The sequence below is a fragment of the Gelidibacter gilvus genome, assembly GCF_004115975.1.
GTDB lineage: Bacteria > Bacteroidota > Bacteroidia > Flavobacteriales > Flavobacteriaceae > Gelidibacter > Gelidibacter gilvus.
Genome location: NZ_SDDZ01000004.1, coordinates 272,427 through 298,393 on the forward strand (window position 1 = coordinate 272,427; position 25,967 = coordinate 298,393).

A 25,967-nucleotide genomic window follows, 5' to 3' on the forward strand; every position below is an offset into this window, starting at 1 on the left:
AGTGTTTTTAGCGTTACATAAAAAAAATCGTATCTTCTCAATATTCAATATCTTTACAAAAATGGCATTTTGGAAAACCATAATCTAAACGAAAAACAGAAAAAAGCAGTCGAATTTGAGGGTCAACATTTGTTGGTTCTGGCTGGTGCCGGCACTGGAAAGACCCGATGTATCGTAGGCCGCGCCGCCTATCTTATTGAACAAGGCGTACCTCCGGATAAAATTCAGATTCTTACCTTTACCAAGCGGTCGGCCAATGAAATTGTGGAACGCGTCAAAGCTTCACTGTCCTCCAATCAGGCGCAAAGTTTGAACGGGTCCACCTTTCATTCCTGGTGCAACCAATTGCTGGTGCGGTATCCTAATCTATTTGGAGCATCAGGCTACACCGTCATTGATCCCGATGATCAATTGAGTGTCATGAAAATGGTCTGCGGCGATCAAATTATAGAATATAAAGGCATCCGGATTAAGCCACAACAGCTGATCGATATCTATTCCTACGGTCGGAACACGCGTCAAAATCTTTCCCATGCCATCCGCGAACTGGTGTATAAAGGCAGAGTGGATGATGAGACCACGGATGAAATTGACATCATCCGACCTAAAATCGAAGTCTTGCTAAAGGCCTATCAAACCAAAAAAGGAGAAGGACGCTATATTGATTATGACGATTTGTTATTGATTGTGGCCAATCGGTTACGAAATGATGCGCAAGCTCGGGAAATTTTGAGCGAGCAGATCAAGCATTTATTGATTGACGAATTTCAGGATACCAACCCTTTGCAATGGTTCCTGTTGGAGCCGTTTTTACAAATTGCCAAGTTTTATTGTGTGGGCGATGACGCCCAATCCATCTATTCCTTTCGAGGTGCCGATTTTAAAAATGTGCATTTGTTCAAGTCCCGCGTTCCTGACTCAGAAGTCATGATTTTGGATAAAAATTACCGATCTACCCAAGAGATTTTGGACCTTTCCAACTGGCTGATTGACCAATCGCCATTGGATTATAACAAACAATTGGTAGCTGCCCGTGGCCAAGGGCAACTTCCCAAGCTCATTAATGTAGGCAGTCAATGGGAGGAAGCCAATTTTATTGCGGAACATATCCTTGAAAATTTTACAGAGAAGAACAAGCAATTCACAGATCATTTGATCCTCTCAAAATCGTCTTACTATACTAAACCACTACAGGCCGTTTTTATACAGAAGAAAATACCTTATGTGACTTATGGAGGCAGGAAATTTATGGAGGCCGCTCATATTAAGGATGTAATTGCCGCACTACGCGTGGTCAATAACCATCTCGATGAAATTGGCTGGATGCGATTTTTGACGTTCTGGGATGGCATAGGCGAGGTGAAAGCGGGCAAATACATCGCCAAGCTGGTCAGTTACGATAATCCTTTGCAGTGTGCCCAAAACCTGGCGGATGTCATAGGCGGCGTGGAAGGGGAAACCATAAGTGATATTTATAATACCATTTATTTAAATTCCGGAAATGTGAAGGTTGCGCTGCAGGAAGCCTATTCCAGAATGGAAAAATCCCTTGCTTTTAAATATCGTAAGGATTGGGAAGAGAAGCGTAAATCAGATTTTCCGGTTCTGGAAATGCTGGGAGATAATTACGCGTCCATCGGACAGCTCATTTCTGAAGGAATCCTAGAAAATGCAAAACAATTAAATGGAGAGCCCGTTCTGGAAGGTTCCCAATTAAGCACTTCGGAAATCAAGGATCACGTGATTATTTCCACGGTCCATTCTGCCAAAGGCTTGGAAGCGGAGGTGTGCTATGTCTTGAATGTGTCGCCAAAAGTCTATCCAAGCGCTTGGAATTTGGGCAGTGAGGAAAAAATAGAAGAAGATCGGCGCGTCCTATATGTGGCTTTAACTAGGGCGAAAAATGAATTATTGATCACGCGGGATACCAATTCGATCAGTACCGTTCATAAAACCAATGCGGCCGGCTTTAGCTCCAACTATTTTCTGGAAGAACTTCCAAAACATCTTACCGAGCAATTGGTCAACCCGTACACTCTCGGAAAACCGCGCGATATTTCGAAGCCAAATGATCTGGACCTCTCCTTTGGCATGGATTTTTCGTAAGGCCGTCTACAATTTATAGAGCACGGTGGCTTATGGTCCATCGTGCTCAGCGGCTTAATAATGGCGCTTAATTGGCAATACCTATCCCAATTTCCGTTTGGCAATAGAGGAGGACCAGATTTTAACCGACGAGATCAAGGTCCTGTAATCAAAGAAACTTTCCAAAGTTCTTTTTATTCCGTCCAACTTTATCCCTTATGAATTAACGATTTGGCGTTTTTCATCCTAATTTTATACTGCTTTCTTGTTTTACAAATCAAGAAGCTGCTGAATTTTTATTGGGATGGATTTTTATTTTATAATGTTTAATCTGAAATTGATATGTTAAATAAATCGCTATTGATGTGGACCGGAATGTTGGAAGCGCATCCCCTTACGGAGGCTCTTAACGCACTCTTTGATTTAAACAAAAAAACATTTTTCCTGATCCTTTTTTCCACGTTTTTCATTTATATCGTAGTTATTTTATACACTCGGATCTTTGGGAAACGCAGTTTCTCTAAAATGTCCAGTTTTGACTTTGCCATGACCGTCGCGGTGGGATCCATGATTGCTACGACTATTTTATCAGACAGCGTCAGTTTTTTAGAAGGTGCAGTAGGCCTATTAATAGTGTATCTACTGCAATTAATAGCGGCGTTTTTAAGACGTTACCCCTGGTTTAGAAAATTGACCGATAATCAGCCGACCTTATTAATGGATGGCGAAAATTTATTGAGGGAGAATATGAGGTCAGTGAGGGTTACAGAAGGGGACATCCGTTCTAAGTTGAGAGAAGCTAACGTGATTAAATTATCTGACATTAAAGCGGTGGTCTTTGAAACCACGGGAGATCTGATAGTATTACATAAGGATAGTGCGGACGACATTGACGACTGGCTTTTAAAGGATGTCCAACGCTAACGAATCCATGTCCTTACAAAGTCACCGGTAGATATAAAATGGTTACTTACACGAACACTAGATTATGAAAAAGATTTTAATGGTATTGACGTCACACGAAGCCTTACTCAATACGGACAGTACAACAGGCTTGTGGATCGGTGAGTTTACCGATCCTTATTACGAATTTATCGACTCGAATTATACCGTGGTGGTGGCCAGTCCAAAAGGAGGCCATCCGCCCATAGATCCCATGAGTCAATTGACCAAAAACATAACCGGATCCAACCGCAGATTTCAGGACGATGATTTCGCAAAACACGCCTTAAAACACACCCTTTTACTGGAGGATATGGAGGCCAGCGATTTCGATGCGGTTTTCTACCCTGGAGGTCATGGCCCTATGTTCGATTTGGCAACAGATGAGAACAGTGGCCGCTTGATTGTGGAGCTTCTTTCGCAAAACAAGCCGGTTGCCGCCGTCTGTCATGGTCCAGCCGCGCTATTAAAGGCAGGACAGCTTGAACCCTCGCTTCTACGCGGAAAAAAAGTCACTGGATTTTCTAATGCTGAGGAAAAATTGGCCTTAAGAGCCTCAACCATTCCGTATACCTTGGAAGATAAATTAAAGGAAATGGGTGCCGAATACCATAAGGCGGTAGTGCCATTTATGTCGCATGTTGAAACGGATGGCTTGCTCATCACCGGACAAAATCCATTGTCCGCAGGTCCCACCGCGAAGGCCTTAATCGCGCTATTGGAGAAACATTAAAAACACTCAGGTTGGTGGCCAGTGATCAAAATTTTATAGTACGTACTTCTTATTATATATCGTGATGTGGTTAGTGACGGTATTTTGCATGACATTTTTAAGTGCTGTATGGAGTACGGCTTCAGGGCATCAATTTAAGGAACCTGTCTGGCTTTCAAGACTGTTGTAACACGTCATCAAAACACCCGTATCGGAGAGCATAACCTACGGATTGGGGTGGCATCCCTCTATTTTTTGCCCATCGGGTGTTCGCCATGACGGCGCTTTATTTTTATTTAGCCGATACTTAAAACTAGAATCTGTCAATTTGTAATGCGGTTGTTCACGCTGTTCCATAAATAATTATAGCACGATATAAAAATGACCTCGGTTCCTTTTACCAAGTCTCACCCTTTAAAATAAGTATCAAAAAATAGGAGTTGGTATTGTATTGCATTGGTCCAGTACTCCCAATTGTGATTCCCGGGACGTTCAATATAATCGTGGGGAATATTACGCTCCACCAATTTCTCATGCAAGCGCTTGTTCGCATCGTAAAAGAAATCGCTAAGGCCACAATCAAAGATAAGTTTCAGACTGTCGCCTTTCAGTTTATACACCAGATTGATGACGGTGTGCGTTTCCCAATTCTGTGGATGTTCAGAATAGTTTCCCAACCGTTTCGCTAAATCCCAATTGTTTGGAAAAGGGTGGATATCGACTCCGCCACTCATACTGCCGGCAGCACCCCAAATATCCTGATGTTTAAAAGCCAAATAAAAAGCACCGTGACCGCCCATGCTCAATCCGGTAATTGCCCTCCCAGATTTCTCCGCTAAGGTTCGATAGGTTTGGTCTATACTGGCAATCAGCTCTTTGGACAGATAGGTTTCATAACGCATGTTGTCGTCTATTGGACTGTCAAAATACCAACTCGTGACCCCACCATCGGGGCAAACAATGATCATATTATAGGCATCCGCATAGCGCTTTAAATCTGGGACCTTTGCCACCCAATTGGTATAGTCGCCCCCAGCCCCATGAAGCAAATACAGCACCGGAAAGTTGTTTTCTTGCCCATCATAAGCATCAGGAACAATCACCAGATTCGGAATGGATTTCTTCATCGAAGCACTCCAAACTTGCAGCGTATCAATCTGCGCAGCATTTCCTACGAGACTCGAAATAACTAAAAAAAGAAATATTAATTTTTGTTTCATGATAGTCGTTATTTTTTGTTTAAGGTTTCCCGACTTCGCAAAAGGTTCGGACGGGCAGGCAGGTTTCACGTTTCAAAGTTCAAAAGGTCAAATTCCAAATTCCAAATTCCATGATCTAGATTTTAGATTCTTGATCCTTGTATCAAAGCGGTCTTTTCTCTATTCCTCTTCACAAGTTTCTGTCCATCCTGGCTCTTGGTTCTAGGTTCTACGGTCTTGCCTCTTGACTCTTGCCTCTTGCCTCTAGCTTCTAGACTCTAGTCTCTTGCCTCTTAATACGTAATTCCTCCTCATTCCACCAACTCATACAAATAATACCCACCCCCTTGATCAAAACTACAAAATATCAGCGATTTTCCGTCCGGAGAAACGCCAATCCCACGAGGTTCTGCACCTTGAACTTCTGGCAATTCCAAGGTCCACATTTCTTTCTTTTCACTATTGCGATAATGGAAGGAGGACGGGGAAATCCCACTCGATCGCACCGCAAAATAAAGCGCATGATCTTGTACCTGTAACGCACTGGAACCTGCATTCAAACTCCGGATGGGTGCGGCCAATTTATAGCTCTCGCCATCATCGCTATGATACACTTGGGTGATTGCAGTTCCCGGATCGGGGAAATACAAAGTCCGTCCGTCCGCACTCATATTGAACGTTCTGGAGAGGATACGGTCTTCCAAGGAAATGGTTTTCAGGAGATCAAAACCACTGCCGTTTTGTTTTAAAATAAAATTGCCATCATTGCCGAATAAAGACATGGCGAAAATAGTACCGTCTCGAGCGGCACGCGGACTCGTAATGGCCCTATTGCCTTGTGGAACTTCCCATACGGCAATACCCTTCCCGGTTTTGGCGTCTATTTTAATGAGGTGACGGTTGATGCCTGCCAAAATATTTCCGTCCAAATCTTTTCCAATGCCATTGACCGGGCGCAACGGATAGGTTTTGCCCTCAATCTCTACGGAAGTCAAGGGTGAAAATGCGGCATTTAGACCGTCAGCGTTCTTAATGATCAAGCCACGACTATAATCGGCTAACCAAATCTTATGCTCATCGTCCCAGAGCGCGCCATAACCGCCGCCTGAGGCTTCAATTTTCCCTTTAAATTTAAAATTCGGCGGATTCACCTCAGCCAGATCCGTTAAGGCTTCATCCGATTTCAGCAGATTTAATTCGAGACGTTCAGAACTTACCAAATGACTGCCATCTGTCGCCAAAACTCGATGGTAAAAAGTTTGAGTGTCGCCAACTTTTAAATCCTTAAGTAGGAGGAACCAATCCCGTTCCTCAAATTTTAATGTGGAACTCCGGCCGGTTTCCTGTTGAAAGATCACCTTCGAAAACTCAGGATCCGAAGCTATTTGATACGTATAGGTCACAAAATCGCCATCCACATCTGTGGCTGGCGTCCATGATAAGGTGTTTAAGACCTTAAGATTTCTCACTCCATACGTGTTCTTGGGAAGGTGGGAGGTGATGGTCGGGGGTTGAGGCGGTGTGTTATGCGACGGATAGAGTTGCCCTCGCAGACTGTCATTTTTTGTGGCCACCTTGATGTAAACGGCACCAATGGCAAGTAGGTCTTCCAATTCGTCCGTCACATTTAAAGTACCCGAAAATTCTCCTATTCCATTCTTGATCTTTCCCTTTTTCAATTCCTGAATCAGTTTTCCTGTTTCACTGTTTCGGCCTGAAAAAAGCCCTACCGTGATATCGCGGTCTTTAGCGGGTGTAGGAAGTGCAAAATTCCCCGAAATCTTTAACTCGTCACCCACGATGCTTGCCGTAAAATCACCAGTATTTGCCCCCTGGTCAAACGCATTAAAGCTGCCTTTTCCGTCTTTGAATTTCTCACGATCACTGCGCAGCTGATGGCCATTCACCCCAAACATCGCCGATGGCAACTTGTGGATATCAAAAACCTTCATATCGGACGCTTTTTTCTCCTTGATCTCATAGGTCGTATAAAGGATGTCCCCACTGTCGTAAAACAGGTCCATAATGGTAATCGTATTGGTGGGTGGCCACTCCTGGCTGAGCCATGAACGCGGTCCAGAGCCCGCCGCTCCCGTATTGAGCAACTGTAATTTGCCGCGCTTTCCGGGATAAAACGCATGCTGGTGTCCACTCACATAGGTGTGGACCTTATAACGCTCCAGAAGCGCGCGCAATTTCTCGGGATGTTCCAGGACATCGCCCTTCGAATCGCGTTCCTGCGCCACACTATACAGCGGCATATGGCCCATAACAAAACGAAACCTGGCATTTTTTGCCACGGGGAGTTGAAATTGTTCGTCCATCCATTTTAGATTTTCTTCCGTAATCACCGAAGACGAAGCTTCCCAGGACACAAAGAAAATATCGTCTTGCACAAACGAATAATAGTTAGGAAAATGGCTGTCGTCCACAAAATTCAGATCGGGTTTGTTGGCACTTTCATTCCAATAGGTTCTGGTAAAATCGTGTTCTATTTTATAAGAGCGCGGCCCGTCGTGGTTGCCCAAGGTAAAGGCAAAAGGAATCCCGTTGCGGTTGAGCGGCTCCACAATATGGGCAGAAAAGACATCCCACATTTTTTGCAGGTGCTCAGGATCGGAAACGCCCATGCCAGCCACCAAATCGCCACCGGAAATCACCAAATCGGGTTTCCAAATCCGCGGAATGCGCTGCACAATGCTGTCCACTTGCCATTCGTAATTGATGGCACCCAATCCAGAATTCAGGTCGGAAATCACCGCAATCCGCATATCGCCACGTTTTCCTACTTCTGGGATTTCGGCACTTGGTAACAAGCGAATCGCATCACTGATAAATTGATTGCCGCTGGTACTTCTAATCTCCAGAAAATCCTCTGGCTGTAATTGAAATTCGCCCAAAACGGTCCATTTTCCTAAATTCTCAAGATGGGATTGGTCCACGTTTAAGGTGTCGGTTTTACCCGAACGGTGCAGGATATACTGTACATCGGTTGAGTTTTCCTGAGTATCCGGAATGAACCAAGCACCCAATTGATAGGCTTGCGGACGGATGCCGTTAAAACGGTAATAGGCTTTATTCATCGGATTGGCGATGGCCACTCGTGACGCCGATTTTCCATAATAATTAAACAACTTGCTGTCTTTCCAAATACCGATTTCGGAATAAGATCCATCCTCAGTGTCGAAATAAATCGGCTGTTCTTTTTTCGAAGCCACTTTTTCTGAGATGATGAGCGCTCCCGCATTTTTTCGTAGGGTATTCCGATCGCCGCCGTCCACATTAGCCGGCACGTTCACTACCTCGTTGGCTGCAATCAGCGCCGAAGATCCGCCGCCATCCAAATTGACCGCTGCTACCGCGCCCAATTGGTGCATGATTTGCGCCAGTTCCTGAAGCGTGGCGCCTGCACTGGCTTCCTGTCGGCCATCCACCACCAGGAACACGAGCGTGTGTTCGTCCTTATACCCAATAGCCGATCGGGGGTGACGGATGGCATGGCCCGTGCCAAAACCTTCTGCACTGGCATCCAACAGGATTTCACCATTTTTCACTAAGACAGGACCGCCACCAATGGCTTGGGAGGCCAACCATGGCGTTCCCGCTCCTTTTTGCTTGAGATCGTTAAGTTGAAGTGCGAAATTCCCATTGGGCGCTGGTAGGGTCCAGGTGACCTCAGGTTTCCCATTGGCGATGCCAAAAGCGCCTCTGGGTGTTTTATGACTTCCTTTTGAAACGACTGCGCCGTCTTCAATGATCAGGCTCACCGAATGGTCACTGGCAAAATACCCGCCATTGATCGCCAAGATGGCATTGTTGTTCTGATAGGTTTCAGTCGTGGTCTCTCTAATGGCATCACTGCCAATAGAACGAAATTTTAAATTGGTGTCACGCAGATCGATTTCTGCGTACATGGCCCGAAGTGGAGCGCCGTCCGGAAGCTGGCTGTAAGTATCAAATAGTTTTATGGAAGCTGGTAGTTCGGTATTCAGATCTTGACGTGGTTTCCAGTTCAGGTGAATCTCTTGAGCTTGGAGCAGACCACTCCAAAAAAAGCTCAGAAGAATCACCATGAGTTTTGAAGCGTTCATTAACTGAGGGAAGGCATTTGTTTGGTGCATAGCGGTTTGTTTGTACATGATTTTAGACAGGTGTTTTTATATCCGTGAGCGATTAAAATCGGTTTTCGGGTTTTCAACGATGTCATGATTTAATTGATGGTTTGGCAGATTTAACGCCATCATATTGTAGATTTTATTGCCCATAAAGATAGGGTCTTTTTCTACTTACTCCTAATTTGCTAGAGCTGCTAATTATCATACTTTTAATGACAATTGAATTAAAGTGGCACTGAGTGTGAACGAAAAAAGCTTCGGAAAGCAAAGCGAAGCGATGTAAATTTGATGTAGTTTAAATGCCTGGAGGTTGCCGATCAAAAGTTTAGGACAACCATCACGGTTTTAAATAGTATTTTAGGACACGATTCACTTGTGTGATGACAAAGGTAATGACAGATAAACTGTAGGTTTGTTTTTTTAATAGTGCACACAGCAGAAAGCGTAGATATGAATAAGAAAGACAGTCCAACGTCAAGCATAAAAAAGCCGTGGCCGACTAAAAGGGCTATGGAACAGGTGTATGCCATGAAACTTTGGGGAACCAACCCTGCTGATTTTTATTCAGGGGAAGGCTCGCACCAACCCGAAATTGTGGCACCTTATTTAAAAGCGGTAAAAGCGTTTTTAAAGTCTTTTAAAACCCCGTTGGTGGTTTGCGATTTAGGTTGTGGCGATTTTAATGTCGGAAAGGAATTGGTAGCACATACCAAAAAGTATAGCGCCGTAGATATCGTCCCCGACCTGATCGCGCACAACAAAGAAAAATTTACAGCAGAACATTTAGAGTTTCACTGTTTGGATCTCGCGGTAGACCATTTGCCTGCTGGCGATTTGGCTATCGTCAGACAGGTGCTGCAACACCTCTCCAATGCTGAAATACAAAGTATTCTGCCAAAGTTAAGCAATTTTAAATATGTGCTTTTGACCGAACATCTGCCCGAAGGCCACTTCATTCCCAATACCGATATTATTTCAGGGCAAGGCACGCGACTGAAAAAAGGAAGTGGGGTCGACCTTCTGGCCGCACCATTTCATTTTAAGATGAAATCGGCACAACCATTAACTTCTGTGACATTAAAGGAGGGAAAAGGCGTAATTGTGACGACGCTTTATACGGTGTTTTAAAAATCTATTTTGAAATGGTCTATCTTCTACCCTCTACCAAATAGTTCTACGTACGTTCTCTGAATTTTCAGACCAAGTAACTTGAGATGTGAAAAATGTTGAAAATCTTTATATCTTGAGCGTTCCTAATAACATGATTAAAATGCTATAATTGCCCTATCGGTTATAGTGCTTAACTAACTAAATATGATCATATTTCATTATGAATCAAAGGAATTATACCAACCGTGAAATTCAAGAAACACCCCTAATACATCGCTGGATATAATGTCTCGTTAAAAAACTTTCTATCTTTAGAAGTTTAATAACCAAGTCAATTAATATTACAGTAGTACTAATTCTATCAGATTTTTTCATTTTAACAAATCACATATCTATATTATACACCTAAATGTCCGAAGACCAAAAACAACAACTACTCAAACAAACCCTCTGGAATATCGCCAATGACCTACGTGGCAATATGGATGCCGATGATTTCAGAGATTATATATTAGGCTTTATCTTTTATAAATATTTGAGCCGTAAGATGGAACTCTATGCCAACGAGATCTTAGAGCCAGACGGATTAACCTATCACGAAGTATCGGGCCACAAACAAGAGGACCTCTTGCTCAATAATATCAAAGACTTTTCATTAGAGAAGTTGGGCTACTTTCTACATCCAGACGAACTCTTTAGCGAATTGGCGCGCCGTGGCAATGCCGGCGGAAAAAACAAATTCATCTTGGACGACCTTTCTAAAGTCTTGACCAACATTGAGCAAAGTACCATGGGTAGCGAAAGTGAAGAAGACTTTGGTAACCTGTTTGAAGATTTGGACTTAACGAGTAGCAAACTCGGTAAGACCGAAAACGCCAAAAATGAACTTATCGTAAAAGTCCTTTCCCATTTAGATGGGATCAATTTTGAATTGGAGAATTCTGATAGCGATTTACTTGGCGACGCCTACGAATACTTGATTGGTCAATTTGCTTCAGGTGCTGGTAAAAAGGCAGGCGAGTTTTATACGCCGCAGCAAGTATCTAAAATCTTAGCAAAACTGGTCACGGTGGACAAAACCAAACTCAAAAACGTGTACGACCCAACCTGTGGTTCGGGTTCGTTGTTGTTGCGTGTGGCAAAGGAAGTCAATGAAGTTGGTGAGTTTTTTGGACAAGAGAGCAATCCAACCACTTATAACTTATGCCGCATGAACATGATCATGCATGAGGTGCATTACAAACGTTTTGATATCTATAACGAAGACACCCTGGTCAATCCAAGTCCAAAACATCTGGACATGCGCTTTGAGGCGATTGTAGCAAATCCGCCTTTTTCAGCCGTTTGGAAGCCGGACAATATTATCAATGACGAGCGTTTTTCTGCCTATGGAAAAATGGCACCCAAGAGCAAAGCCGATTTTGCCTTTGTACAGCACATGGTGCATCATTTGGCTGACAATGGCACGATGGCATGCGTCTTACCACATGGTGTGCTGTTTCGTGGTGGTGCCGAAGGGCACATACGTCAATACCTCATTGAAGACCGCAACTATCTCGATGCAGTGATTGGCTTACCTGCCAATGTGTTTTATGGAACAAGCATCCCAACCTGTATTTTGGTAATGAAAAAACAACGCACCCACAAAGACAACATCTTGTTTATTGATGCCAGCCAACACTTTGAAAAAGTAAAAACTCAAAACGTTTTGTTGGAAGAACATATAGAGCAAATCATAAATACCTACAAAAACCGAGAAACCAAAGACAAATACAGTTATGTAGCAATTTTGGATGAGGTACGTGAAAACGATTATAACCTTAACATTCCACGCTATGTAGATACGTTTGAAGAAGAAGAGCCTGTGGATTTGCAAGCTGTGTCACAAGAATTACAAGCCCTGGAGCATAACATAAAAGACACCGATGCCATCATCGCTGATTTTTGCAAACAATTAGGAATCGATACTCCTTTTTAAAAATAAGACGTCATTGCAAGGAGCAAAGCTAAAACACGAAAATTAAAACTAAATCATCAAGCGACGAAGCAATCTCATGAATGAACCTAAATCATTAAGTACTATCACCACGAAGCAATCTGTTTCTTTAAAACCTAAATTACGTTTTAAGGAATTTGATGGTGATTGGGAAAAGAAAACTTTAGGAGAAGTTTCTAAAATTAGTTCTGGTGGTACACCAAGTAGAAATACCCCAATTTTTTGGAATGGAAATATTTATTGGGTAACAACTTCCTTAATAGATTTTAATACAATTTATGAATCTGAAGAGAAAATAACTGAGGAAGCTTTAAAAAAGTCCTCTGCAAAACTTTTTCCTATTGGAACAATTTTAATGGCAATGTACGGTCAGGGAAAAACAAGAGGAAAAGTAGCAAAGTTGGGAATGGAGGCTACGACTAACCAAGCCTGTGCAGCCATTATGGTGAAAAACAACATAAATAAGGATTATTTATTTCAAAATTTGGCAGGACGTTATGATGAAATAAGAGAATTAAGCAATGAAGGCGGGCAACAAAATTTAAGTGGTGGAATTATTAAGGAGATTAAAATAACATTTCCCCAACTCCCCGAACAACAAAAAATTGCCACCTTCCTAACCGCCATAGACTGCAAACTCCAACAACTCAACACCAAAAAAAACCTGTTAGAGCAGTACAAAAAGGGCGTGATGCAACAGTTGTTTTCTCAAAAGTTGAGGTTTAAGGATGATGATGGGAAGAATTATGGGGGTTGGGAAGTAAAACGATTGGGAGATTTAGGTAAAGTAGTTTCAGGTTTAACGTATAGTCCAAATGACATAGTTGATGCAGAAAATGGAGTTTTAGTTTTGAGGTCTTCAAATGTTCAGGATCGTAAATTATCCTTTCATGATAATGTTTACGTAAAGGTCGATAATTTCAATCCCGTTCAAAAAGAGGATGTATTAATATGTGTCCGAAATGGAAGCAAAAGATTAATAGGCAAAAATGCCATAATTGATGAAAATTCTGAAGGAATTGCCTTTGGTGCTTTTATGACAATTTATAGAAGTAAATACAATAACTTTTTATTTCATTATTTTGGTTCAGAGGAATATAATAAAGAAGTGCATAAAAATCTTGGAGCTACAATCAATTCAATAAATGGAAGTGACTTGAAAAAGTTTAAAGTGCCTTTTCCTGGAGTTAAAGAACAAAAAAAATTCGCCAATTACTTATCATCGATTGAAAGCAAAATAGAAACCATCACGCAACAAATAGACAAAACGCAAGCGTTTAAAAAAGGGTTGTTGCAGCAGATGTTTGTTTAATTAATAATGAAACCAGGCTTCATTTATATATTGACCAATAAAAACAATACCACTTTATATGTTGGTGTATCTTCTGATATTGTGGAACGTGTTGGACAACACAAGATGAAGTTGAACAAGAATTGTTTTACGGCGCGATACAATTTAGATAAATTGGTATATTATGAAGTTTTTCAGATGATTGGTGATGCCATTGGCAGAGAGAAACAATTGAAAGGTGGCAGTAGAGCGGATAAAATAGTATTGATAAACAGGTTAAACCCCGAGTGGAGAGATTTGTATGACGAGGTGAAAATAGAATATGGAAATGGTCAGTAATATCATTGGGAGTAGCCTGTAGTAAGTGTCATTGCGAGGAGCCCAAATAGTACGTCATTGCGAGGAGCCTGTAGTAAGGTCATTGCGAGGAGCAAAGCCAAAGCATGAAAGTTATAAAAGAATTAAAATGCGACGAAGCAATCTCATGAATGAACCTAACAAAACAAAGATCAGGACAAAGCCATAAAGCCAACGAAACAAAATGTAAAAGTTAATAATCATTAAGTAATGAGCAATCTCATAAATGAACCTAACAAAACAGAAATATAGGATAAATCCATAAAGCCAACGAAGCAAAATGTAAAAGTTAATAATCATTAAGTAATGAGCAATCTCATGAATGAACCTAACAAAGCATAGATCAGGACAAAGCCATAAATGCGAAGAAGTGATTTATAAAACCTTGCTCCGTCGTTTATATATAAAGATTGCTTCGTCGCTTGCTGCTGTCGTGATGACATGAAGTTTTTGGATGTGCTCCTCGCAATGACGACAACTATGGGGTATCGCAATGACGAAAAGCAAGAGGTCGCGCATTGACGAAAACTAAGGGGTCGCAATGAGGAATGCTAAGAGGTATCGCAATGGAGAAAACGATGAGTTATCGCAATGACGACAACTATGGGGTATCGCAATGACGAAAACTAAGAAGTCTCGCATTGACGAAAACTAAGAAGGACTTCGATATTTTACAGGGAAGAAGAGCCTCTGCATTTGATTTAATTGAACCAAAATTTTATAAAAGAGGTGGAAAATGCAATAATAATTACAAATGAACAATAAGTAAATAATATATTAATCAAGATTTATAACGTAAACGTGTCATAGATAATGTCCACACAACCCGAAGCCATATTAGAGCACAACCTCATCCAACAACTCGCTGGGTTGGGGTATGAGCGTGTCACAATCCCAGATGGTGAACACTTGTTGAGCAATCTTAAAAGTCAGTTAGAGCGTTTTAATAACACCAGCTTTACGGATAAAGAGTTTGACAACATCCTCAACCATTTGGCTAAGGGAACAGTCTTTGAAAAAGCAGAGATGCTACGCGATCGCTTTTTACTGGTCAAGGATAATGGTGATATTTTTTATGTGCGCTTTTTTGATAAGGAGCAGTGGGGTAGGAACAACTATCAAGTAACCAATCAAATTGCACAAGAGGGCACGTATAAAAACCGTTATGATGTGACGATTTTGGCAAACGGGATTCCTGTGATGCAGATAGAATTGAAGCGAAGAGGTTTGGAAATAAAGGAAGCTTTTAATCAAATTAACCGCTATCAGCACCAATCGTTTTGGAGTAATTATGGACTGTTTCAGTATGTGCAATTGTTTGTCATCAGCAATGGCGTGAACACCAAATATTTGGCAAATAACAAAATGCAATCGGTCAAACAAACCTTCTATTGGGCTGATGTGCACAACAAAAATGTAACAGACCTCACCGAGTTTACAGCTGCGTTTTTAAACACCAATCAATTTGGAAAAATGCTCTCGCATTATATCGTGCGTAGCGAAACCCACAAAATTATGATGGTCTTGCGACCGTATCAATATTATGCCGTAGAACAGTTGGTGCAGCAGGTGGCAACTACCAATGATAATGCCTATATCTGGCATACCACAGGTTCTGGTAAAACCTTGACCTCGTTTAAGGCAAGCCAAATCATTATGGATTTGCCCAATGTACATAAAGTGGTATTTGTAGTTGATCGTAAAGATTTGGACTACCAAACCATGAATGAGTTCAACAGTTTTAAAAAAGGAAGTGTGGATGTTACGGGCAATACCAATGAATTGGTAAAGCAATTGGCAGATGATACCAAGTTGGTTTTGACCACCATTCAAAAACTTAATAATGCCATTTCTAAAAACCATTACGAACAGAAGCTGAAACACCTTCAAGATAAAAAAGTGGTCTTTGTATTTGATGAGTGCCACCGTTCGCAATTTGGCGATACCCATAAAAGAATTACAGAATACTTTCAAAACGCACAACTCTTTGGCTTTACAGGCACACCGATATTTGCAGACAATGCCGCTAAAAACGAGTTGGGCAAACGCACGACCAAAGACCTTTTTGGGAAATGCTTGCACAAATACGTAATTACCGATGCCATTAGAGACCAAAACGTCTTGCGTTTTGGGATTGAATACATTGGAAAATACAAACAAAAAGGCAATACCTTTATGGATATTGAAGTCGAAGATATCGACAAAGCCGAAGTATTTGCTGACCCGCGCCGTTTAGAGAAGATAGCCGATTATATGATTGCCTATCACAATCAAAAGACATTTAACAAGGAATATTCGGCACTGTTTGCTGTCAATAATATTGATACACTTATTAGTTATTACGATATTTTTAAACGTAAGAAGGAAGCAGGTGAACACGATTTACGAATTGCCACCATCTTTACCTATGGCACAAATGAAGACAATGAAAACGCGAAGGACTTTATGCCAGATGATGATTATTACGGCACTGAAGAACCTGATGCAAGTTATGGGTCCAAACACACCAGAGATAAACTGGAATCCTATATCAGTGATTACAATGGCATGTACAATACAAGTTTCTCGACCAAGGATAGTCAGCAGTTTGAGAACTATTTTAAGGACATTAGCAAGCGTTTAAAAGATCGGGAGAAAATCTCATTCAATGATGAAAAAGACCGCTTAGACATTGTGTTTGTCGTAAATATGATGTTGACAGGTTTTGATGCCAAAAAAGTGAATACGCTCTATGTGGATAAGAATTTAAAGTATCATGGATTGATTCAGGCATTTTCGAGAACAAATAGGATTTTAGGCGAGAGAAAGTCGCAGGGCAATATCCTTTGCTTTAGAAACTTGAAAAAATCAACGGATGAAGCGATTACTTTGTTTTCAAATAAGGAAGCCATTGAAGAAATTATATTACCACCTTATGAATCTGTTGCCAAGAAATTTGATGAAGCTTTAGAGCACCTCTTGCAAATAACACCAAGTTATCAGAGTGTAGACGATTTATTGAGCGAAGAAGATGAAGCGGCATTTATTCAAGCCTTCCGTCAACTCATGCGTGCTAAGAATGTCCTCGAATCCTTTACCGATTTTGATTGGGATGATTTAGACATGACGGCGCAAGAGTTTGAAGATTATAAAAGCAAGTACCTTGATTTATACGAAAAAGTAAAGCAAGATCGCCAAAAGCAGAAAACCTCCATCCTTGATGATATCGATTTTGAATTGGAGTTGATACACCGAGATCAAATCAATGTGGCTTATATCCTTCAGTTATTGGCAAAACTTAAACAAGCCAGTCCTTCAGAAACCCAACAACAGAAAAAAGCCATCATGGACATGCTGTCGGGTGATATCCAATTGCGAAGCAAACGTGAGCTAATAGAAAAGTTTATTGAAGAAAACCTGCCTAAAATTGACAACCCAGATACTATTGATGACGAATTTCAGAACTATTGGCACGAACAAAAGATTCTTGCGCTTGCTAAACTTTGTGAAGAAGAACAACTTGACAAACAACAGTTCAACGCATTAATAGAAAGTTATTCATCTTCTGGTCGTGAGCCACTAAGGGATGAGGTTTTTAAGTGTTTAGACAGTCGCCCAAGTATTTTGAAAGCACGAGAAATTGGTGAGCGTATTTTAGACAAGATGCGTGAGTTTGTACAGATATTTATCAATGGGATGACGGGGTAAAATAATTCACAATGTACACCTCAGCCCATCGTCAATCCGTCAATCCATCAAACCATTAATCCTTCAATTCGACAATCCGTCATTGCGAGGGAGGCACGAACGCGGCAATCTCATAACCAATGTCCGCGTCTCAAAAGGCACATATCCTCCACTAGCATTAACCCTCAAAGCCCGTGTACCTCCAAAATCTGCAGCCCACGTAAAGTCTCCAAGCCATATACCTCATTGGCGATGATCTCATAATACCGGATGCCCAAAAGGACAATCCCCGTATGTGCCGGCGGCCTCAGCAGATCAGGCACCAACTCAAAAGAAGAAGGTCCCGCGCCAACTTCCAAAAACCGAGTCGGAGAGACCGCCAAGGTGCTTTCTAGACTGTCAAAGTCAAAGTCCAAAATTCCCATCGTTACCCCAAGATGGGTGGCTGTTTTTATCCCTTTAAGACCCGCCGGATTAAAGTTTGTAATCCGCAAAGTTTGAGACGGCCAATCAAAAGCTGTCGTTTTGTAGAGGGCATATAAAACGGGATTTTTAGGAGTCACTTCATACTGCCGTAACACCTGCTGGCCCTTCTCCGTTTGCAAGCCGCTGTTTACACGGCGTTTGCCGCGCTCAGAAACAGCATCCAAAGCTTTGATTTGTAAGAATACCTGCATCATCCGCGAATGAAACGTCTTGTTTTGACGGGGATTAAGAAACGGCAGCAGTGCCAAGCGAAACTGTTTTTTAACCCTACTGCAATGCCCAAATTCGCTGGCATTCTCGCGCACCCGCTTCATATTGTCTTGGGTACGGATGGCAAAGCCATTAAACCCGCCACCGGCTTTTCGGGAGTATCCCACCCCTTTAGTGATGAAGAAGTTGATCTCCCCGAGTGTTCCTGAAATTTTAAAGGGTCCTGTCTGTCTTGCCATAGCGGAGCTAATGTATTGCAAATCTGTCATATAAACAATAGGTATAGCGTATATACCCCGTGTATACCTCGGGTATACCTCGGGTAAGCCGGCGGTTCGTTCCATGCCATCCTCGGCTAAGCTTCGACCCGCACTGGAAAGGGGAGCGGTCTAGGGGGTTATTTTGAACTGATCTGCTAGGCTTTGATCTTTAGAATTATAGCCTCCTCCGCCTTCTTTTTGTAAATTGATTTTGATTGTTAGATTTAAAGTTTAAAATTTTGCCTAATTTTGTATGCTAACTTTATGTCGCTTAATTTTAAATCGGTTTTACTACTCATGCTCTTTAATGAAGCACTGCATTCTTGTAAATCTCCCATGGTGGTATTAAGACCTACACCTCCGAAAAGGGAATTATCACGGGTGGTTGTAAAGCCTAAACCGTTACTTCCTCAAATCAAAAATGATATTGAAATAAATCCTATAATGCTACGAGTGACACAATTCAAATGGCGCTCTTATGTCATGGAGAAATTCGGGCAGCATAGGTTGCTGCTAGAGTGAAAATCAACCGACCAAGTAATCGGGGGTCAGTCAACGAAAAACAAGTTCAAAGCTGAATATATAAAGTTCCAAATCCTAACAAAATTTTTAATTAATCAAGTGTTTTAAATTATGACATTACACGAAGCGATACAACAAGCCTTATTAAAAGCAGGGAAATCCTTAACTGTTTCAGAAATTGCGGACGTTTTAAATGCAAATAGTTGGTACAGTAAAAAAGATGGCTCCGACATAAAAAGTAGTCAGGTTGCGGCGCGGGTAAAAAGTAATTCGCATCTTTTTAGTAATATGAATAACCTTATTGGTTTAAAAACTACCCTGGGTCTCGTTGCACAAAAATCGGTGCCAAAGCAAAAGCAGATTGCTGTAAAGAATATTGGCTTGGATGATAACTTGCTGATGAAAGTGCTGATCAATGAAAAGAACTTCAAATCCATTGAGGCGTGTGAGCAGAACATCCCGGATGCGCCAGGACTTTATTGCGTGCGCATCAAAGATCCGAAAGCATTGGATGCTGTCTTTTTAAATGTTTTAACCGAACGGAATCATACCATCTTATATATCGGCGTAGCTTCCAAAAGTTTACAAAAAAACTTTTTTGAGGAAGAATTGAGGGCTAAAGGACACGGTACGTTTTTCCGGACCATCGGGGCCGTTCTTGGTTATGTACCAGAGGAAGGCTCACTCGTAGGGAAGAGCAATCAAAACAATTATAAGTTTTCTTCTGACCATGAGGAAGAAATTATAAAATGGATTGAAGAACATCTGATTTTTAATTGGATTGCCACCACCACCGATCTACATGCCGTACAGGCCAAGTTAATTAAAGAACATTTGCCTTTGTTAAACCTTGCTGGAAATCCAGGCGTGATCAATAATATCAGGGTTTTAAGGAATAAGTGCAAGGCCATTGCCCGCGGAACTAAATAAGCACTTGTTGGTGTTTAACTACTATTGTTGGTGACTGCCAGCCTATGTTGGTGTTTTCCACCAACAAATTAAATCGCCATTGTTGGCCTTTTCCACGAACAATGAATCGCCGTTGTTGGTGTTTTCCACCAACGATGAATTCTATTGTCCTAACAATATCCAGTATTTAAAACGCCCATCCCCACATCATCCCAAAACATTGGCTTTGAGCTTTAAATTTATGTCGTGTTCTTTTTGTTAATACATTTTGAATGCTGGATTTAAAGTTTAAAATTTGCCGAATTATAAGTCCTAAGTCTATGTCTTTCAAAATGAAATCTGTTTTGCTACTTCTTTTCTTTGTTGTCGCACTGCATTCTTGTAAATCCCCCAAAGTGGTCTCAAGACCTGCACCTCCAAAAAGGGATGTGCCAAGGGTAGTGGCAAAGCCTAAACCGCCACGTCCTGAAATCAAAAAAGAAGTTAAAGTGGAGGTTGCAAAAGAGATCAAAGAGGAAATTAAAGCCGAAACCTATGCAGAAGTAGTACCACAATTCAAACAGAGTCCTTATGTTATGCGCGAATTTAGGGCGGCGTGGATTGCGACCGTGGCGAACATCAACTGGCCAAGTAAGTCTGGGCTGTCTACACAACAACAGAAGGATGAAGCTATAAAATTATTGGATTTCTTAAAAGCCCACAATTATAATGCGGTGATCTTTCAAGCCCGACCTCAGGCAGACGCGTTATATCAAAGTCATTTGGAACCTTGGTCTTTCTTTCTGTCGGGAGAAGTGGGGAAAGCACCATCACCGTTGTATGATCCGTTGCAGTTTTGGATAGAGGCGGCCCACGACAGGGGCATGGAACTGCATGTTTGGTTGAACCCGTATCGGGCGCATCACAGTACAGGCGGTGCAGTGGTGCCAAAATCTTTGGTGAAATCACGTCCGGAGCTTATGGTGCCTTTAAAAAATGGCATGTGGTGGATGGATCCTTCAAAGAAAGCCACACAAGACCATTCTGCAGCGGTCGTGATGGACATTTTGAAAAGATATGACGTGGATGGGATTCATTTTGATGATTATTTTTATCCTTATGCGTCTTATAACGGCGGAAAGGACTTCCCCGATGCCGAAAGTTACCAGCATTATTTAAAAGCAGGAGGAAAGCTTTCCAAACCCGATTGGCGAAGAGCTGCGGTGAATGGCTTTGTGAAGCGCATCTATCAAGAAATTAAAGCTGAAAAGCCAGAAGTAAAGTTTGGCATCAGTCCGTTTGGAATTTGGCGCCCTGGGTACCCAGAATCCGTTTTGGGCATGGACCAATACGACGAACTGTATGCAGATGCAAAGCTGTGGTTGAACGAAGGGTGGATTGATTATTTTACGCCTCAGCTGTATTGGAAAATCAATCAAGTAGGTCAGAGTTTTCCGGCATTACTGGGATGGTGGGAAAGTGAAAATACTCAGAACCGTCATTTATGGCCTGGAATTCGAATTGATTATGGTGGCGATGCCGCCAATGTGGATGAAACCATCAATCAGATCATGTTAACGCGTAGCACGGGTGCCGAGAGTAAGGGCACCGCACATTGGAGTATTAGTCCGCTGTTGAAATATCCAAACTTGTCAAGAGCTTTGGTGGATGGACCGTACAAAAAACAGGCCTTAGTGCCCGCAAGTCCGTGGCTCCATACAACACTGCCTGAGGCGCCTATAGTAGGCACCACCATTGAGGGAGACAATGTATCGATTACTTGGAGTCATCCAGAATCCCCATCTGTTTTCAATTGGGTGGTCTTCTATAAATATGCGGGCGACTGGGATTATGTGATTTTGGACAGTAAGAAAACCACCATCCAATTACCTCTTTATTCAGAAATATTGGGGCATAGGGAGCCACTGTTGGTCGTAGGTGTCACTGCCGTAGATAAAACTGGAAATCAGAGTAGCTTCCACAACATTGAAATAGGAGCAAAATTGTTTGGGGCGTTTTAAATCGGTCAACTGACTTTTGGGAAAACGCTGGGTTGGCATATTTCGACAACTGATCTGAAATAAATTCCTTTTTTGAAATGCCCATTTCATGAGCCAGCAAGTGCTTGCTGTAGGCTTTTACCAGCGTGAGGGAGGAGAGAAATGGATGCGTTTTTCAAGAAGATGTTAGTGCCCGAGGTGACTATTTCATTATTTTCATTACCTTTATTTTCAATCGGTAACCATAAATTATGAAAACAATTATAATGGCCCTTCTAGCCGTGTTTATATACGCCACCTCGGTATTACCTGGTCGCGTTCCAATAGAAAATCAAGAAATAAAGACTGGTGCCGAGCAAACGCACTTATACCTTCCCTTATTAAAGAACAAACGGGTTGCCATTTTGGCCAATCAGACCTCGATTATCGGCAAATCACATCTGGTAGATAGCTTAAGTCAATTGGGGGTCAACATTGTTAAGGTTTTCGGACCTGAGCATGGCTTTCGAGGCGATGCCAGCGCGGGCGCAAAAGTGGAAGATGCCATTGATCCCGCCACCGGAATTCCGATCATCTCCTTATACGGTAAGAAAAATAAGCCAAGTGATGCAGATCTTCAGGATGTCGATATTCTTATTTATGATTTACAGGATGTGGGCGTCCGCTTTTATACCAACATCAATGCCTTGGCGCGGTTAATGGAAGCTTGTCAACAGAATAATAAGCCCTTATTGATCTTAGATCGTCCCAATCCCAATGGGTATTTAATTGACGGTCCCGTGCTCGACATGAAGTATAAATCGGGGATTGGGATGTTTCCCATTCCCATGGCCCACGGCTTGACCGTAGGAGAGTTTGCCTTGATGGCTAATGGTGAAGGCTGGTTGAAAGATGCGGTCAAAGCAGAAATCCAAATCATTCCCGTGGCCAATTATGATCACGATTTGCCTTATGTGCTTCCGGTTCCCCCGTCCCCAAACTTAAATACGCAACAGTCCGTTTTATTATATCCTAGTCTCTGCATGTTTGAAGGGATTTACATCAATCACGGCAGGGGTACTTATCATCCGTTTGCGGTCTTGGGCAGTCCAGCCTATAAAGGTATTTATGATTTCAGCTTTACACCAACGGGAATCAAAGGGATGGCCGAGACACCACTATTTATGGATGACGTATGCTACGGAATTGATTTACGCAACTATGACACGGCGCTGTTAAGGGAACGAAAACAAATAAATTTTGATTGGATAAAAGAACTCTACAAAGCGCATCCAAATAAAGAACAGTTTTTTGACTCCAAACTGAGCAATCAAATGAACAGCATCGAAATCCAGATTGGACGTGGCGATTTTAGGCAGCAAATCATTGATGATATCCCTATGGCAACAATCAGGGCCGGTTGGGAACCTGAATTAAACGCCTATAAGAAAATGCGTTTAAAGTATCTGCTATATCCGTGAAGCAGCACACGTAAAATTAAAAAAGCAGCTACAAAAATGTAGCTGCTTTATTATCAAGTAGCGAGAAGGGGGCACGATCCCCTGACCTCCGGGTTATGAATCCGACGCTCTAACCAACTGAGCTACCTCGCCATTACTTATTTTATAACTCCCACCAGATAGTGTATCCACTGTTTCCTTTTCGAAGCTGACTTCGGTTTGGACTGACAACCCATAAGGCCGTAGTGCCATAATTTAAGGCTGCAAATATAAAAACAATATTAATCTCACCAAACATTAAAACCATAAAAATTCGATAAAATTATTTTAGTCAATTTGTCTTTAAACTAAACAATTAATTCTATATTGAGCGAGTTAACAAAATAGATCTATGCAAGAAAAAATTAAATTTGAATTGGAGTTCCCCATTCAGTCATCTCCTCAACTTTTATATCAATATATCGACGCCGTCAGGCTTATCTGAGTGGTTTGCAGACAACGTAAACTCACGCGGGGAGTTGTTTACCTTTATATGGAATGATAGCGAAGAGAAGGCAAAGTTACTCAGTAAAAAAAGTGGTGAGCGCATCAAATTCAGATGGATGGTTGATGAGGATGAAGGCGACTCTTATTATTTTGAAATCAGAATACAGGTGGATGAGATTACTAAAGACGTGTCAATTATAGTTACTGATTTTATCGATGAAGATGAAGTGGAAGAAGCTAAAATGCTCTGGGAAAATCAAATCTCCGATTTAAAGCAGGTTTTAGGCTCTGCTTAGGCGGACTCTTTTTTATAAATAGTATATTTGTCTCGATTTTTAAAAACTTCGAGACTTTTTTTATGGTTAATTTTAACGGTACCCTTCACAACGCTTCTTCAAATTTATTGTCTCTTGAAAATAGAGGGTATGCCTATGGCGATGCTCTCTTTGAAACCATTAAGGTAGTTCATGGAAAAATCCTGTTTTGGGAAGATCATTACTTTAGATTAATGGCTTCCATGCGAATTTTGAGGATGGAAATCCCTATGAATTTTACCATGGAATTCATAGAAAGTGAAATCTTAAAGACGGTTGACGCCAATCAATTATTGAAGGCTACAGCAAGGGTACGCATGAATGTCCATCGGGTGGAAGGCGGAAAGTATACGCCGTCGTCCAATGATATCGGTTATAATATCCTCACGGAAAGATTGGCCTCTGATTTTTTTGATTTAAATACAGATGCCTACACGGTGGAATTATTCAAGGATTTTTATGTGGCTCCCGGTCTGTTGTCAACCTTAAAGAGCAACAACAGGAACATTAATATCTTGGGAAGTATTTTTGCCAAGGAAAATAATTTTGAGAACTGTTTGCTGTTAAATACGGATAAAACAGTGGTTGAGGCATTAAATGGAAACTTGTTTTTGGTGAAAGACAGAGTGATTAAAACGCCACCATTGTCTGAAGGATGCCTAAAAGGTATTATGAGAAAGCAAATTATGGAGCTGGTTGAAAAGCTTGAGGGCTATGTTTTAGAAGAAACTTCTATTTCGCCATTTGAACTTCAAAAGGCCGATGAATTATTTATAACCAATTGTATTGTTGGAATTCAGCCAATTACAAAATATAGAAAAAAAGAATTTACAGCAGAGGTTTCAAAACTGCTCATAGAAAAACTCAATACAAAGATTAGGCTCTCTTAGTTGTAATTGGGGTTTTCGGGTGCATTTGACCAAATGCTGTATTCGCCACCTAATTCCAACATCTTTTCTTTCCAAAAACTGTCGTCCTTTTTCTCAATAATGGCTTTTTTGTAGATGTTTTCAGTAACGATCCAGGAATTGGTTTCCAATTCACTTTCCAATTGAGAGGGTTCCCATCCAGAATACCCTAGAAAAAAGCGAATATCGCAACGTTTGATCTGTCCGTTATTAATGAGCGTTAGTACCACATCAAAATCGCCACCCCAATAAATACCCAAAGAAATCTCAATGCTCTCAGGTATTAAGTCTGGAATTTTGTGTATAAAATAGAGGTTATCCTGTTCAACAGGACCGCCATTATATACTTTAAACGCGGCTTTTGTGTCTGGCACTAAGTCTTTTAAGGTGTATTTTAAAGGTTTATTTAATATAAAACCTACGGATCCTTCACTGGTATGGTCTGCCAGTAAAATAACAGAGCGATTAAAAGATGTATCACCAATAATGGAGGGTTCGGCTATCAGAAGGTGTCCCTTTTCGGGCTTAATTATAATCATAAGTCATGATTTTGTAATTAAATCTAAAACATATTTTCTGAAAAACCAATAGATTTGTTAAAAATTTCACAAAAAAAGTCCACTCGACTGTGAGTGGACTTTTAAATATATCTAATGTGATCTTAGTTTACAGCGCTGCTCAAATCTGAACCAGCTTTAAACTTTACTACGTTTTTAGCTTTGATTTGGATAGTCTCACCTGATTGTGGGTTTCTTCCTTCTCTTGCTGATCTTTTAGAAACTGACCAAGATCCAAATCCTACTAAAGATACTCTATCGCCTTTCTTTAAAGAACCTTCAATATCAGTTAATAAAGAATCTAATGCTTTTTTTGCCGCTGCTTTAGTAATACCAGCATTTTCAGCCATTCCATTGATTAAATCTGTTTTGTTCATAAAATTATAATTTTAATTATTAAATAAATAGTTGAGATAACATTTTG

At 41.3% G+C, this 25,967-nt stretch carries 19 protein-coding genes and 1 tRNA gene; 14 read left to right on the forward strand and 6 right to left on the reverse strand.

Annotation, left to right across the window (positions count from 1 at the left end; translation table 11 throughout):
• Window positions 1–69 precede the first annotated feature (69 nt).
• The 3 genes from ESZ48_RS09575 (at window position 70) to ESZ48_RS09585 (ending at window position 3,760) form a co-directional block, all read left to right on the forward strand.
• Window positions 70–2,106, forward strand: a complete 2,037-nt coding sequence (locus tag ESZ48_RS09575) for an ATP-dependent helicase (protein WP_129017192.1) — start codon at window positions 70–72, stop codon at window positions 2,104–2,106.
• A gap of 321 nt (window positions 2,107–2,427) precedes the next feature.
• The gene (locus ESZ48_RS09580) at window positions 2,428–3,009 is read left to right on the forward strand and encodes a DUF421 domain-containing protein (protein WP_223266409.1); all 582 of its coding nucleotides are present in this window, start codon (window positions 2,428–2,430) and stop codon (window positions 3,007–3,009) included.
• Window positions 3,010–3,073: 64 nt separating this feature from the next.
• Window positions 3,074–3,760, forward strand: coding sequence for a type 1 glutamine amidotransferase domain-containing protein (locus ESZ48_RS09585; protein ID WP_223266410.1), 687 nt, complete (start codon window positions 3,074–3,076; stop codon window positions 3,758–3,760).
• Window positions 3,761–4,146: 386 nt separating this feature from the next.
• Here ESZ48_RS09585 and ESZ48_RS09590 read toward each other — a convergent pair whose 3' ends face one another.
• Together ESZ48_RS09590 and ESZ48_RS09595 are read right to left on the reverse strand one after the other, a co-directional pair.
• The gene (locus ESZ48_RS09590) at window positions 4,147–4,959 is read right to left on the reverse strand and encodes an alpha/beta hydrolase (RefSeq protein ID WP_129017193.1); all 813 of its coding nucleotides are present in this window, start codon (window positions 4,957–4,959) and stop codon (window positions 4,147–4,149) included.
• 290 nt (window positions 4,960–5,249) lie between these two features.
• A complete protein-coding gene (locus ESZ48_RS09595) occupies window positions 5,250–9,077 on the reverse strand; it encodes a phosphodiester glycosidase family protein (RefSeq protein ID WP_129017194.1) in 3,828 nt (1,275 codons plus the stop codon).
• A 426-nt stretch (window positions 9,078–9,503) separates the two neighbouring features.
• Between ESZ48_RS09595 and ESZ48_RS09600 the strand changes: the two genes are divergently transcribed.
• The 5 genes from ESZ48_RS09600 to ESZ48_RS09620 all read left to right on the forward strand — a co-directional run bounded on the left by ESZ48_RS09600 (window position 9,504) and on the right by ESZ48_RS09620 (window position 17,494).
• Window positions 9,504–10,181, forward strand: a complete 678-nt coding sequence (locus ESZ48_RS09600; RefSeq protein WP_129017195.1) for a class I SAM-dependent methyltransferase — start codon at window positions 9,504–9,506, stop codon at window positions 10,179–10,181.
• Between the two features lie 391 nt (window positions 10,182–10,572).
• Entirely contained in the window at window positions 10,573–12,141 is a 1,569-nt protein-coding gene (locus tag ESZ48_RS09605; protein WP_129017196.1) for a type I restriction-modification system subunit M, read from the forward strand.
• Window positions 12,142–12,217: 76 nt separating this feature from the next.
• Entirely contained in the window at window positions 12,218–13,471 is a 1,254-nt protein-coding gene (locus ESZ48_RS09610; protein ID WP_129017197.1) for a restriction endonuclease subunit S, read from the forward strand.
• Window positions 13,472–13,477: 6 nt separating this feature from the next.
• Window positions 13,478–13,789 carry a GIY-YIG nuclease family protein gene (locus ESZ48_RS09615; RefSeq protein WP_129017198.1) on the forward strand — a complete coding sequence of 104 codons (312 nt, stop codon included), beginning with the start codon at window positions 13,478–13,480 and terminating at the stop codon, window positions 13,787–13,789.
• Between the two features lie 831 nt (window positions 13,790–14,620).
• The gene (locus ESZ48_RS09620; protein WP_129017199.1) at window positions 14,621–17,494 is read left to right on the forward strand and encodes a type I restriction endonuclease subunit R; all 2,874 of its coding nucleotides are present in this window, start codon (window positions 14,621–14,623) and stop codon (window positions 17,492–17,494) included.
• 164 nt (window positions 17,495–17,658) lie between these two features.
• Here ESZ48_RS09620 and ESZ48_RS09625 read toward each other — a convergent pair whose 3' ends face one another.
• Entirely contained in the window at window positions 17,659–18,408 is a 750-nt protein-coding gene (locus ESZ48_RS09625) for a hypothetical protein (protein WP_129017200.1), read from the reverse strand.
• Window positions 18,409–19,062: 654 nt separating this feature from the next.
• Between ESZ48_RS09625 and ESZ48_RS09630 the strand changes: the two genes are divergently transcribed.
• The 3 genes from ESZ48_RS09630 to ESZ48_RS09640 all read left to right on the forward strand — a co-directional run bounded on the left by ESZ48_RS09630 (window position 19,063) and on the right by ESZ48_RS09640 (window position 23,299).
• Complete coding sequence (locus tag ESZ48_RS09630; RefSeq protein ID WP_129017201.1) at window positions 19,063–19,881, forward strand: GIY-YIG nuclease family protein; 819 nt, start codon at window positions 19,063–19,065, stop codon at window positions 19,879–19,881.
• Between the two features lie 299 nt (window positions 19,882–20,180).
• A complete protein-coding gene (locus ESZ48_RS09635; protein WP_129017202.1) occupies window positions 20,181–21,860 on the forward strand; it encodes a glycoside hydrolase family 10 protein in 1,680 nt (559 codons plus the stop codon).
• A 230-nt stretch (window positions 21,861–22,090) separates the two neighbouring features.
• Window positions 22,091–23,299 carry an exo-beta-N-acetylmuramidase NamZ family protein gene (locus tag ESZ48_RS09640; protein ID WP_129017203.1) on the forward strand — a complete coding sequence of 403 codons (1,209 nt, stop codon included), beginning with the start codon at window positions 22,091–22,093 and terminating at the stop codon, window positions 23,297–23,299.
• A 58-nt stretch (window positions 23,300–23,357) separates the two neighbouring features.
• On the opposite strand, the gene ESZ48_RS09645 is transcribed toward ESZ48_RS09640, so the two are convergent.
• Window positions 23,358–23,431 (reverse strand) — tRNA-Met (locus ESZ48_RS09645).
• 238 nt (window positions 23,432–23,669) lie between these two features.
• On the opposite strand from ESZ48_RS09645, the gene ESZ48_RS19660 reads away from it, so the two are divergent.
• The 3 genes from ESZ48_RS19660 (at window position 23,670) to ESZ48_RS09655 (ending at window position 24,968) form a co-directional block, all read left to right on the forward strand.
• A complete protein-coding gene (locus tag ESZ48_RS19660; protein WP_262707973.1) occupies window positions 23,670–23,762 on the forward strand; it encodes an START-like domain-containing protein in 93 nt (30 codons plus the stop codon).
• Window positions 23,731–24,060, forward strand: coding sequence for an START-like domain-containing protein (locus tag ESZ48_RS09650; protein ID WP_262707974.1), 330 nt, complete (start codon window positions 23,731–23,733; stop codon window positions 24,058–24,060). The genes ESZ48_RS19660 and ESZ48_RS09650 overlap by 32 nt, the downstream gene beginning before the upstream one ends.
• A 62-nt stretch (window positions 24,061–24,122) precedes the next feature.
• Complete coding sequence (locus ESZ48_RS09655; RefSeq protein WP_129017204.1) at window positions 24,123–24,968, forward strand: aminotransferase class IV; 846 nt, start codon at window positions 24,123–24,125, stop codon at window positions 24,966–24,968.
• Here ESZ48_RS09655 and ESZ48_RS09660 read toward each other — a convergent pair.
• On the reverse strand, window positions 24,965–25,525 hold the full coding sequence (locus ESZ48_RS09660; RefSeq protein ID WP_129017205.1) for a YqgE/AlgH family protein: 561 nt from the start codon (window positions 25,523–25,525) through the stop codon (window positions 24,965–24,967). The two genes, ESZ48_RS09655 and ESZ48_RS09660, sit on opposite strands and share 4 nt — an antisense overlap.
• A gap of 122 nt (window positions 25,526–25,647) precedes the next feature.
• Entirely contained in the window at window positions 25,648–25,920 is a 273-nt protein-coding gene (locus tag ESZ48_RS09665) for an HU family DNA-binding protein (protein ID WP_129017206.1), read from the reverse strand.
• Window positions 25,921–25,967 lie beyond the last annotated feature (47 nt).

Bases quoted from the DNA above. Each gene is read 5' to 3' on its own strand.
- ESZ48_RS09600 (WP_129017195.1), top strand. From the start codon at position 9,504: ATGAATAAGAAAGACAGTCCAACGTCAAGCATAAAAAAGCCGTGGCCG.
- ESZ48_RS19660 (WP_262707973.1), top strand. From the start codon at position 23,670: ATGCAAGAAAAAATTAAATTTGAATTGGAGTTCCCCATTCAGTCATCT.
- ESZ48_RS09665 (WP_129017206.1), bottom strand. From the start codon at position 25,920: ATGAACAAAACAGATTTAATCAATGGAATGGCTGAAAATGCTGGTATT.
- ESZ48_RS09610 (WP_129017197.1), top strand. From the start codon at position 12,218: ATGAATGAACCTAAATCATTAAGTACTATCACCACGAAGCAATCTGTT.
- ESZ48_RS09595 (WP_129017194.1), bottom strand. From the start codon at position 9,077: ATGTACAAACAAACCGCTATGCACCAAACAAATGCCTTCCCTCAGTTA.
- ESZ48_RS09630 (WP_129017201.1), top strand. From the start codon at position 19,063: ATGACATTACACGAAGCGATACAACAAGCCTTATTAAAAGCAGGGAAA.
- ESZ48_RS09655 (WP_129017204.1), top strand. From the start codon at position 24,123: ATGGTTAATTTTAACGGTACCCTTCACAACGCTTCTTCAAATTTATTG.
- ESZ48_RS09615 (WP_129017198.1), top strand. From the start codon at position 13,478: ATGAAACCAGGCTTCATTTATATATTGACCAATAAAAACAATACCACT.
- ESZ48_RS09625 (WP_129017200.1), bottom strand. From the start codon at position 18,408: ATGGCAAGACAGACAGGACCCTTTAAAATTTCAGGAACACTCGGGGAG.
- ESZ48_RS09585 (WP_223266410.1), top strand. From the start codon at position 3,074: ATGAAAAAGATTTTAATGGTATTGACGTCACACGAAGCCTTACTCAAT.
- ESZ48_RS09620 (WP_129017199.1), top strand. From the start codon at position 14,621: ATGTCCACACAACCCGAAGCCATATTAGAGCACAACCTCATCCAACAA.
- ESZ48_RS09590 (WP_129017193.1), bottom strand. From the start codon at position 4,959: ATGAAACAAAAATTAATATTTCTTTTTTTAGTTATTTCGAGTCTCGTA.
- ESZ48_RS09605 (WP_129017196.1), top strand. From the start codon at position 10,573: ATGTCCGAAGACCAAAAACAACAACTACTCAAACAAACCCTCTGGAAT.
- ESZ48_RS09580 (WP_223266409.1), top strand. From the start codon at position 2,428: ATGTTAAATAAATCGCTATTGATGTGGACCGGAATGTTGGAAGCGCAT.
- ESZ48_RS09640 (WP_129017203.1), top strand. From the start codon at position 22,091: ATGAAAACAATTATAATGGCCCTTCTAGCCGTGTTTATATACGCCACC.
- ESZ48_RS09635 (WP_129017202.1), top strand. From the start codon at position 20,181: ATGTCTTTCAAAATGAAATCTGTTTTGCTACTTCTTTTCTTTGTTGTC.
- ESZ48_RS09660 (WP_129017205.1), bottom strand. From the start codon at position 25,525: ATGATTATAATTAAGCCCGAAAAGGGACACCTTCTGATAGCCGAACCC.